This is a genomic window from Microcoleus sp. C2D2, assembly GCF_036702495.1.
In the GTDB taxonomy this organism is placed as follows: domain Bacteria; phylum Cyanobacteriota; class Cyanobacteriia; order Cyanobacteriales; family Microcoleaceae; genus Microcoleus.
The window spans coordinates 1-11,858 of record NZ_JAUBTO010000194.1 but is presented as its reverse complement, the minus strand read 5'-3'; the positions used below and the strand labels follow the sequence as shown (position 1 = coordinate 11,858).

The window sequence follows — 11,858 nt, the reverse complement described above, 5'->3', positions numbered from 1 at the left end:
TAGAGGAGTTTGGGCGCAGTTTAGTAAATAAAAAGCCGTCCTAGAAGGACGGGGCTTGTATCCCATTATCTTGGTCACTTTTCCGGTTGAACTGACTTCCATAAACTCACCTGTCTTCGTGCCTTTTTGGTTGATGTAGTAAAGGACAACACTGGAAACTCCCCACATCACATCAAGCAACTCAAACTTGAGGTCAGGATAAACTTCCAGCCCCTTTTTGAAGTAGTTTCGTAGCGCTTCTTTGCCTGTCACTGTCCCAGATGGTTCGTTTAGCAGTTGCGCTGCGACAGGCGATATCAGAATTACATCTTCTGCGTAATGGGACATGATTCGATCGAGGTTATGAGTATTCCAAGCTTCTACCCAATCAAGTGCAAGTTCACGCGCTCTATCTTCAGTGACGATCATGGTTTGCTACTCCAATGCTTTTTTTCGCTGCTTCCTGTGTGCCCACAAAAAAATCGGGGCGATTCCCGACAATCCCAGAATCACCCCAATTATCGATTTCAAACTTTAGATTAAATCTAAAATCCCAAATCTAAAATCTAAAATCGATTAGGCGATCGTCGCCATCTTGACATCGCTGTTGGCCAGCAAATTTTGCAATTCATCCGCATCCACAGTTTCCTTTTCAACTAGCATATCTGCCAAAGCATTAAGGACGTGGCGGTTGCCGACGAGTACATCTTTGGCGCGGCGGTAAGCTTGCTCTACCAACAAACGCACTTCATCATCGATCGTCGCTGCGGTTTCTTCGGAGAAATCGCGTTCGGCCATGATATCGCGACCCATGAACATATTGCCTTGTTGGCGACCGAGAGCCACAGGACCTAGCCGATCGCTCATTCCGAAGCGAGTCACCATTTGGCGCGCCACTTTTGCCACTTGCTGCAAGTCGTTCGAGGCACCGGTTGTTACTTCTTCTTCGCCGAAGACAATTTCTTCAGCAATGCGGCCGCCCAAAGCTACCGCCATTTGATTTTGCAAGTAAGAGCGAGAATACAAGCCAGAATCCATCCGATCTTCGCTTGGTGTGAACCAAGTCAAACCGCCAGCGCGGCCGCGGGGGATAATGCTAATTTTCTGCACGGGGTCATAATCGGGCATCAGCGCGCCGACTAAAGCGTGACCGGCTTCGTGGTAAGCTACCAAAGTTTTGCGCTTTTCGCTCATCACGCGGTCTTTCTTTTCCGGGCCGGCGAGCACGCGGTCGATCGCATCATTGACTTCATCCATCGAGACTTCGGTCAAGTTGCGGCGGGCGGCCAAAATTGCTGCTTCGTTGAGCAGGTTGGCCAAATCCGCACCTGTGAAACCCGGTGTCCGGCGGGCAATTTTTTCCAAGTCCACGTCTTTCGACAAAGTTTTGCCGCGGGCGTGAACGTTGAGAATTTCTAGGCGGCCTCCGAAGTCGGGGCGATCGACTACAACTTGGCGGTCGAAGCGACCCGGACGCAGCAGCGCGGCATCGAGCACATCGGGGCGGTTTGTAGCAGCAATCAAAATGATCCCAGTATTACCCTCAAAGCCGTCCATTTCTGTCAGCAACTGGTTCAGGGTTTGTTCCCGTTCGTCGTTACCACCGCCTAAACCAGCGCCCCGCTGGCGGCCTACCGCGTCAATTTCATCGATAAATACGATACAAGGAGCGTTCGATTTAGCTTGTTCAAACAAGTCGCGGACGCGGGAAGCACCGACACCCACGAACATTTCCACAAATTCTGAACCGGAAATCGAGAAGAAGGGAACGCCTGCTTCTCCAGCCACTGCTTTTGCGAGCAGGGTTTTGCCAGTTCCGGGAGGGCCGACCAGCAGCACGCCTTTGGGGATTTTTGCTCCGACTGCGGTGAAGCGGTCTGCATTTTTCAGGAAGTCCACGACTTCTGCGAGCTCTAGCTTGGCTTGTTCGATGCCTGCCACGTCGCCGAAAGTCACCTGAGTTTGTGGCTCCATTTGGACTCTAGCTTTGGATTTGCCGAAGTTCATGGCTTGGTTGCCGGGCCCGTTTTGGGCGCGCCGCACCAGGAAAAACAGTCCCACCAAGAGCAGGATCGGGAAGAACAGGCTGCTGAGGGCTTTTACCCAAAAGCCTTCGTCGCTTTGGGGCAGAACAGAAATGTCTACGTTGTTTTTGGTCAGGATGTTGATCAGTTCGGGGTCGTTCGGCAGGTTAACGATTACCTTGTTGCCGTCCTGAGCTGTAACCAGAGCTTTGCTGCGGTCAGAACTGATATTTATTTTGTCTACTCTCTTGCCTTCGACTTCCTGAATGAATTGACTGTACTTCCAAACTTCCCTACTTGGGGGCTGTTTGTCAAAAAATGCCGTTGCTAAGGCAATGACTACAATAGCCAGCAGTGCGTACAGGCCAGCGTTTCTCCACCGTTTATTCACCGAGGTCGATCCTCCTATTTTTTAGTCCCTGTGACTGGGAAATTTTTAATTATGTTCATCAATCTTAACGTAATTGTAACTTGTTTTTGTGTGGGAGGCATCTCGGCCATGCTGCGGCGGTCTGAGGTGAGGCCGTGGAAACCGAACTGCCCTGGGCGTCGTCAATCGATTTTAGATTTTAGATTTTAGATTGAAGCATTCACCCCACGGATAAATTCGGGGGCTTGTCTATCGGATACAGGTATTTTATTTCTCCACGGATGAATCCGGGGGCTTGTATCCTGGATGCTTTCGGTCAGGAGATGAGGGTGCTGTCTTAATCGTTCCATTTCCACATACACTATAAGACACAATTTGTCAATAATTTGTCCCTCGATCGACGGACAAATTAACTTGTTCGCAGTTGCAGGCTCTTTGCACCGCGCGGCATTGAAACGCAACTTCTGTTTTGACCGACAATTTGACGTATAAATTAAGATGCACCGATCGCAATTCACCGATAGCCAATAGCCCAAGGAAAACTCAAAATGTCAGATTCGCAAGATACTTTCATTTTCAACAATCAGCCACTCCGGTACAACCGACTCAAGCACAACAACCATCCTCCCTCGGAGCGAGCGGTAGAAATACCCATAGCCTGCAACTTTCTTGCCGGATTGCAGGATAAAACCAAACTGCTGGAAGTGGGCAACGTGCTGCAATATTATCCCGAACTGATCCCGACAGATGCCTTAATTCAAGCTAGAAGAATTATCGACAAATACGAAACGGCTGTGGGAGTAGACAAAATTGATTTAATGGATGTCGATCCTCAAGAGAAGTATAGCGGTATAGTTTGCATCTCTACAGTAGAACACATAGGACAAGGATCTGACCCGAGTCAAGCTTACGGTGAATATCTGGAAAAATATGATTGGCAAGGGCCTTTAAAGGCGATCGCCAAAGTCTACGATTTGCTGTCAGATAACGGTAGAGCGCTGATTACAGTACCCTTCGGCAGATTCCTCGAAAGGGGGTGGTACATCCAGTTCAGTCAAGAGTATTTGCACCTATTATTCGAGCTATACAATATTCCTAAAAATGCCGTTAGCACCAGTTATTTAAAATTAGTTAATGTTGACCAATCCCAGCCGCAGCCTTCTGTTTGGGTACAAGCAAATCCCGAAGAACTCGTCAGCGCGCAATACAATTTACCTTTTAAATTTGCCAATGCGATCGCCGTCCTAGATATTACCAAAACTCCCGCAACTCGATCGGCATTGACTCAACCCCCAATCGGCGACAAGCAGCCGCAGGCATTTAACAGAGTCACAAGCAAACTGTGCGTCAACCGCGATTTTCAGACAGATTACTATCACCATTGGATTGAAAAACTCAAAGCTCCCACAATGATTCACCGCAAATATTGGGAGTGGGTTGTCATGTCTCAAGCTTTGAACGAAAGAGGATTTCTCAAAGCCGGAATAAAAGGCATGGGTTTTGCGGTTGGCAACGAACCGCTACCGTCAGCATTCGCTTCTTTGGGCTGCGAAATTGTCGCCACAGACCAAAGTTACGACATTCCCGAAGCCAAGGAAGACTGGGCGACAAGCGACCAACTTTGCCGCGGCAAACAAGCTCTTAACGAGAAAGAAATCTGTCCGCCAGCAACCTTTGACAAACTTGTCAGCTTCCGCGAAGTTGACATGAACAATATCCCTGAAGACTTAAAGCAAGGTGAGTTTGATTTTATTTGGTCTTCCTGTGCCTTTGAGCATATAGGCTCGATCGAACACGGACTCAGATTTGTCAAAGAATCTCTGAAATGCTTAAAGCCGGGCGGTATGGCAGTTCATACAACAGAGTTCAACTGTTCGTCAAATGCAGGAACCGTAAACGCACACAATTTAGTATTCTTCAGACACAGAGACATTCAGCGTTTAATCAGCGAACTAACAGCCGAGGGATATCGCGTAGAACCTCCAGATTACTGGATGGGCGATAGCAAATACGATTTGACGCCGATGAAACAACCTCACAATCACCTCGCACCGCACCTAAAAATAGAATTGGGCGGTTACATTGCAACTTCCTTGCTTTTAATAATCCACAAACCGCAGGAAATATATGCAGAATCTTACCGGCCAGTCTATGCGTATGGGGAAAAACAGCAGGAGTTTATCAATATTTTTTATGACATATCCGTACTGGGATACGGACACTACGAGTCGCGTTCTCGAACCGGTGTTGCCAGAGTCATAGAGAATATCGCCTCGGGTTTAATTGCCTCGAAACAGTTCGATTTATCTTTTTGCGCCACTCATTCTTGGTACGCCGTGAAAAGTTGCCTGGATTACTTGCAGACTCAGCCAAGTTTTCGGGGGATACCTTTGGCTCACTCCAGCTTTTTCAGAAATTTTGAAACCAAATTAATTGAGCTTTACAAGATGCTAGAAAACCGGGAAAAAATCTTCCCGGCACAAAGCCAAGAACCCCAATCTAAACTTTTAACAGACCAATTAAAAAAATACCTTTCAAATTCGATCGGCATTTCCCAGCAGCGCAGCCATTTAATCGACCAGGAGAGCTTGAGCGAAGCCGATATTTTCCACGCGACCTTCTATCACATTCCGCACCAAGCACGCGAGTGCAAAAAGCTCAAAAAATTTGCCACTGTTTACGATTTAATTCCCATCATATTGTCGCAGTTATTTATCGGTAAAAATGATGCCGACTACCAGAGAATGCAGGCATCTTTAAACAGCTTAACGGCAGAGGATTACATTATATGCATATCTGAAGCAACCAAAAACGACCTGCTAAATCATATTAACAAACTCGAGCCGGAAAGAGTGTTTGTAACTCATCTAGCTGCAAATACCGCTTTATTTTACCCCTGCAATGATGCGGAAAATATGGCATCTGTCAAGCACAAATACGGCATTCCCGACGCACCGTATATCTTGGGTGTCAGCACATTAGAACCTCGAAAAAACATCGAACACGTCATCTGCTGCTTCGCTAAAGTCGTGCAGCAACAAGGTATCAAAGACCTCAACTTAGTTTTAGTAGGCGCTAAAGGTTGGGAGTACGAAAAAATCTTTCAAGAAATTGCTAACTTCGGTCTCTCAAAAGACCGTATCATTATAACTGGCTATGTAGCCGATGAAGATTTAGCCGCCCTGTACAGCGGTGCGATGGTTTTTATTTACCCGTCGCTGTATGAAGGTTTCGGTTTGCCGCCTTTAGAAGCAATGCAGTGCGGGATTCCTGTCATCACCTCGAATAATTCATCGCTTCCCGAAGTAGTCGGCGATGGGGGAATTATGCTCGATGCGGCAGATGCTGACGGACTTTGCCACAGCATTATCAAACTGTACATTACACCTGCTTTGCGGCAAGAAATGTCTTTAAAGTCGCTAGCCCAAGCGAAAAAGTTTAGCTGGGAAAGGTGCACTCAGGAGACAATTGCTGCTTACAAAACAGCTTTGTCTGGTTGAGAAATCCCAGCAGGTTGACTGCGTAAGTCCTGTCTGTCATTCGCAAGTGTTGCGAAGAATCTCAAACTCTTTCAACACCGCCCTTGAGTGCGTAAGTCCTATCAGTGTAAGAAGCGAGTTAACCGAGTATGTCAATTGCACGGGAGCATCAAATTAAAGTTATTTACGATATCTCTGTCCTCGGACAGGGACACTTGCACCAGCGCGCTAGAACCGGCATTTTTAGAGTTGTTGAAAGTATTGCTGAGAATTTGGCAAACTCGAAAGAATGCGATTTGTCATTTTGTGTCAGTCAGTATTTGCATTTGTTGGATGCGAGTTTCGATTATCTGGAAACCAATCCTAAATTAGCGGGTATTCCCCTGCTGCATTCGAGCTTTGCCAGGGTTTTTTACAGGCAGCTACTCGATGTTTACAATATGCTGGGTCTTCAAATCCAAGCAAATGATGCGGGCAATGCTGTCGTGGAAAAAGCTGTTTTTGACCATTTGAAGAACAATTTACAAAATGCCGTTCAAATCATGGGCGGTTCCTTTGTTCCGGTAGATGCTAATAATTTAGAGTCAGCAGATATTTTTCACTCGCCCTACGATGAAATCCCTGTTTCGGCAAAGCAAACAAGTAAAGCTCAGATTTTTTTGACTATCTATGACTTGATTCCTGTTTTGTACCCGCAGTTTTTGCTGAGCGAGCAAATCCCTTTACTTTACAAAAAAACCTTAGCAAGCATTTCTCAAAAGGATTGGGTGATTTGCATATCGCATTCAACTAAGAACGACCTTTGCAATTATCTCAAGATTGACGCTTCGAGAGTTTTCGTCACGCATCTCGCTGCGGAACCGACTGTATTCTACCCCTGCGGCGATGCGGAAAAACTTGCTTCGACTCGCCGCAAATACGGCATTCCAGATGCTCCTTATATTTTGAGTTTGGGTACTTTGGAACCTAGAAAAAATCTCGACGGTGCAATCCGCAGTTTTGCTAAACTAATTGAGGAACAAAATATTAAAGATTTATATCTGGTGTTAGTGGGTACTCCGGGATGGAAATACGATAAAATCATGGCAGAAGTTTCTCAGCAAAAATTTCTAAAAGAGCGGATATTTTTTACAGGATACGTCCCAGAATCGGATTTGGCAGCGCTTTACAGCAGTGCTTTAGCATTTGTCTATCCGTCGTTTTATGAAGGTTTTGGTCTGCCGCCTCTGGAAGCGATGCAGTGCGGAGTACCGGTGATTACCTCAAATACATCTTCGCTTCCCGAAGTAGTTGGGGAAGCGGGAATTATGGTAGATCCAAAAGATACCGACGCGCTTTGTCATAGTATGCTGGAAATCTACAACAAATCATCGCTGCGAGAAAGTATGTGTTTAAAATCCTTGGCACAAGCTAAACTTTTTAGCTGGCAAAGGTGCACTCAAGAAACTATCGCTGCTTATCGAACTGCTTTATCGTAATTTTACAGGAAACTCACCAATCATGAAAATAGTTATTGACGGCATATTTTTTCAAAGCCAGCAAAAAAGCGGGATTAGTCGCGTTTGGCAGTCTTTGATGGAAGAATGGGTAAAATCTGGTTTTGCTGAGAATATAGTAATGCTGGATCGCGCCGGCACAGCACCGAAGATTGCCGGCATTCAATATCGCTCGATTCCGGTTTACGATTACAACAAAACCGATGCTGACAAACAAATGTTGCAGCAAATGTGCGATCGAGAAAATGCAGATTTATTTGTTTCTACCTACTATACAACACCGATTTCGACGCGATCGGCATTTGTCGCCTACGATATGATACCCGAAGTTACGGGAGGCGACCTCAATAATCCCATGTGGCGAGAAAAACATCATGCTATCCGCCAAGCATCTTCCTACATCGCCATTTCCCAAAACACGGCCCGCGACTTAGTAAAGTTTTTCCCCGAAATATCTCCGGCATCAATTACTGTCGCTCACTGCGGCATTCAAAAACATTTTTATCCTTCTAGTTTACCAGAAATAGAAGCATTTAAAACTGCACACCGGATTGATAAACCCTACTTTTTAATAGTGGGAGAACGTTTGGGATTCAACGGTTATAAAAATACGGTCGCTTTTTTTCAAGCTTTATCGAGACTCAGCAGCAAGTCGGGATTTGATGTTGTTTGTACTAGCGGTCAACCTTCCCTAGAACCTACATTACAACCTTACACTGCTGGTGTAAACGTCCACCTGCTGTATTTGGGCGACGCTGAATTAAGAGCGGCTTACTCGGGTGCGATCGCCCTGATATTTCCCACGAAGTATGAAGGTTTCGGACTGCCAATATTGGAAGCAATGACTTGTGGTTGTCCCGTCGTCACTTCTCCCAACAGCTCGATTCCAGAAGTAGCAGGCGAAGCAGCGTTTTATGTAAGCGAAAATGATATCAATGCACTGGGCAATGCGCTGCTTGACGTGCAGAAGCCGGATATTCGCAACTCGTTAATTGCTGCCGGACTTGGACAATCCCGCAAATTTTCTTGGTCAAAAATGGCAACAACAGTTAGTTCAGCGTTGATGCAAGCCTGCGGGAGCAAACAGCAAATCCCGGCAAAATCGCCGGAAGCTCCAATATTATTGTCAAGCATTATCGAGCAATACCAGAAAAATTCCGCTGATTTATCCGCCCTAGCAAATGTCCGCCAAGCTAGAAAGCAAATTGCTGCAATTTGGCTTAACTTACCAGCCGAACAAGTTGCAAGTGCCTTTGCAGGCGATGCCGGCAAACAGCACCAAGCGCTGCTTGCCACCGACATTAGATATGAACCGCTAGCCGATACAGAAGAGACTTTGGTGAGCGAATTAGTCGCAAATGTGGCGAAAGGATTTAACGAGCCAAAAGCCATCAATTACCTGCTGGCAGCCATGCTGTACCGGCGGGCAGACCAATTGCCGCTCAAGTACGATCGCGCTAAAGTGCCTAATTGGTTCGCCAACGAATATCTCAAATTCATGTTTACTTGTCCGAACCTATTTCAAACCCGAGGAGAAGCAGACAGTTACTATCAATTCATCCAAGGCTGGGTGGATTACGTCCATAGCAATATCTTCAAAAATCCCGATTCCCAATTTTGGCAAAATATAGCTTTATTTTTCTCGCAAGTTGCGAACTTTATCCCGCTGTACTTTACCACGGCAAACCTGCGCGATATTTACACCAAACGGGCGGAAATAATCGAGTTTTCGCTCAAAAATCGCGGCTGTTCAATTGATTGTATCTTCCCGGCGCGATCGCCAAATCGGACAAAAATCCGCCTCGGCATCATCAGCGACCATTTCGCGCCGCAAACCGAAACCTTTGCGACTATCCCGGTTTTCGAGCATTTAAACCGCAACCAGTTCGAGATTTTCCTGTACGCGCTCAACACCAGCGGCCACCAATTAGAACAGTATTGTCAAAGCCGCGCCGACAAGCTGGTTGCACTCCCGAAAGACATTGCATCGCAAGTCCAAACAATCCGCGCCGACGACTTAGATATCCTGTTTTTCGGTACGAATTTAACAGCTATTAACAAACCAGTTGCCTCGCTAGCAATGCACCGTTTGGCGAGGGTACAAACTACATCTTTCTGTTCCCCGACAACCACCGGAATCCGCCACATGGATTACTACATCGCAGGCCAATTTACCGCGCCGGATGCTAGTTATCAAGAACAATATCGGGAACAGTTGGCTGTTCTCGAAGGCAGCGGTTTTTGTTTCAAATACGCAACAGAATCGGAAGTGGCTACAGTTAAACCAACCCGGCAAAGTCTCGGAATTTCAGACAAAACAACAGTTTTTATCTCCGGCGCCAACTTCTACAAAATTTTGCCGGAGTTGAGAGAAACTTGGCTCAAGATTTTAGCGGCAGTACCCGATTCAGTCTTGATTTTATATCCCTTCGGGCCGGCTTGGACTCGCACTTATCCAACCACACCTTTTGTCAACAATCTGAACGCTGTCTGCGCTAAATACGGCGTCAATAGCAACCGCTTGCGGTTCGTAAAACAACTGCCTAGTCGCGCGGATGTGAAAGAATTTTTGCAGCTAGCTGACGTTTATCTCGATTCCTATCCTTATGCTGGGGCAACATCGTTAATTGATCCTTTGCAAGTAGGATTGCCGACGGTGGTTGTGGAAGGAAATGCTTTGCGGTTTCGCCAAGGTTCGGCGATGCTGCGGGAACTACAAATGTCTGATTTAATTGCGTATGACGAAGCATCTTACATTCAGCTAGCAGTTACCCTAGGCACTAACCCGCAATTGCGGCAGCGCTATCGGCAGGAAATTCAGCAGAAAATGCAAGGCAATCCGCGCTGTTTTGATAGTGTTGCATATTCTGGGGCGATCGGCAAATTATTCCAAGAACTCTTTGGCAAATGGCAAACCAGCCACCAGGAAGCATCCCGCAGCTTACAGGATAGCATTCCCAAGCAGCCAGATTTGGGCGAGATCCTCTCGAATGCGGTCAACCTTTACCAAAGAAACTCATCAAACATCTCAGCAATATCCGAACTGCGTCAAACCCGCAAACAAATCGCTGATTTTTGGCTGAACGTTCCCGCCGAAAACCTCGAAACCGTCTACAAAAGCGCTTCAGGTAACAGCTATCAAATCCTGCTCAAGAGCGGCTTTCAACATCAAGCGATGATAGAAAGCGAACAAATATTTTTGCAGCAATTAACCCAGATTAGCAAAGGATTACTGCATCCGAAAGCTGTCAACGCCTTGCTGGCGGCGATGCTGTATTTCCCGCCGGGAACCATGCGAATTCCCGACGCTCGCAACCGTTTGCCGCACTGGTTAATTGGGGATTACGAACAAGTTTTTGAGACTGAAGCAGCCGTCAAGTCGGATTCAAGTTCTGACTTGCTAGCTGAATACATTCACTCGCCACAATTTGCGAATCAACTATTAGGATGCGTCAATCTTTACCGCATCGATTCCTCTGACGAATCGGTAGTTTTGGAACTCCGCCAAATCAGAAAACAAATGGCTGATTTTTGGCTGACTGTTCCTTCAGAGAAACTCGAAAGTTTTTACCGAGGAGACATTCGCAAGGGATATCAAGCAATTCTTAACTGCGGCTTGCAAGCAGAAGCAATGACTGAAGCCGAACAAAAATTTTTGCAGCGATTGACCGAAATTAGCAAAGGGTTGGTTCAGCCTCAAGCTATCAATGCTTTGCTCGGTGCGATGCTGTATTTTGTACCAGGTAAAATGCGGGTTCCCGATGCTCGCACCCGCTTGCCACAGTGGTTGCTTGAAGATTACGAAAAGGTGTTTGAAAGCGCATTTGCGACAACAGAACCAACAGTTGTCAAACAAGATTATCTGCCGCAGTTTCTCAATCTATTAACTGCTGCTGTCAATCTTTATGAAATCGACCCGACGGCTGAATTGGTAATAGCAGATTTGCGGCATATTCGCAAGCAAATTGCCGATTTGTGGATGAGCGTTTCCGGCGAAAAACTGGAAGTTTTGTACCGGAGCGATTTTGGCAAGGGTTACAAAGCAATTCTGGGCAGCGGGTTTATTAACGAGCCGCTGCATGAGAGCGAGCGCGAGTTTTTCAACTCGTTGGTTGTTGAGTTGAGTAAAGGGTTTGGAGCGCCTAAAGCTGTAAATAATTTGTTGGCGGCGATGCTGTATTGTCGCCCTGGACAGTTGCGGGTTCAGGATGCGAATACTTGTTTGCCTCCGTGGTTGTTGGCGGATTACGAGCAGTTGGTTGGGGGTGCGGTTAAGGTGGCTGTTGGGTGATGAAAGGCACAGATTTTGAGATGTGGGATTAGTTGCTAATCTCAAATCTCAGGATTGAAACGAACCGCGAAGACGCTTATGACACGAAGGAAGAGAATAGAAGGGAAGAGAAAGATTTGAGAAATCATTGTGCCTACCCGCAGTCATTTGTGACAAGTTAAGAAAAAGTGCAAATTGTCAAGGGGGTAGACAAAAAAAGGTAAAATAGGATGAAACCTT

General features: G+C 46.4%; 5 protein-coding genes. 3 read left to right on the top strand and 2 right to left on the bottom strand.

The genetic code is table 11. From position 1 onward, the window contains the following. A partial coding sequence (locus QUB61_RS34460; protein WP_333135234.1) for a nuclear transport factor 2 family protein occupies nt 1-408 on the bottom strand: 408 nt, incomplete at its 3' end. Nucleotides 409-555: 147 nt separating this feature from the next. After that, complete coding sequence (gene ftsH3 / locus QUB61_RS34455; RefSeq protein WP_333135236.1) at nt 556-2,394, bottom strand: ATP-dependent zinc metalloprotease FtsH3; 1,839 nt, start codon at nt 2,392-2,394, stop codon at nt 556-558. A gap of 527 nt (nt 2,395-2,921) precedes the next feature. On the opposite strand from ftsH3, the gene QUB61_RS34450 reads away from it, so the two are divergent. The 3 genes from QUB61_RS34450 (at nt 2,922) to QUB61_RS34440 (ending at nt 11,639) form a co-directional block, all read left to right on the top strand. After that, on the top strand, nt 2,922-5,873 hold the full coding sequence (locus QUB61_RS34450; RefSeq protein ID WP_333135238.1) for a glycosyltransferase: 2,952 nt from the start codon (nt 2,922-2,924) through the stop codon (nt 5,871-5,873). Between the two features lie 128 nt (nt 5,874-6,001). Next, nucleotides 6,002-7,330: a glycosyltransferase family 1 protein gene (locus QUB61_RS34445; protein WP_333135240.1), complete on the top strand. Its 1,329-nt coding sequence runs from the start codon at nt 6,002-6,004 to the stop codon at nt 7,328-7,330. A gap of 22 nt (nt 7,331-7,352) precedes the next feature. Beyond that, entirely contained in the window at nt 7,353-11,639 is a 4,287-nt protein-coding gene (locus QUB61_RS34440) for an O-linked N-acetylglucosamine transferase family protein (protein ID WP_333135242.1), read from the top strand. Nucleotides 11,640-11,858: the final 219 nt, after the last annotated feature.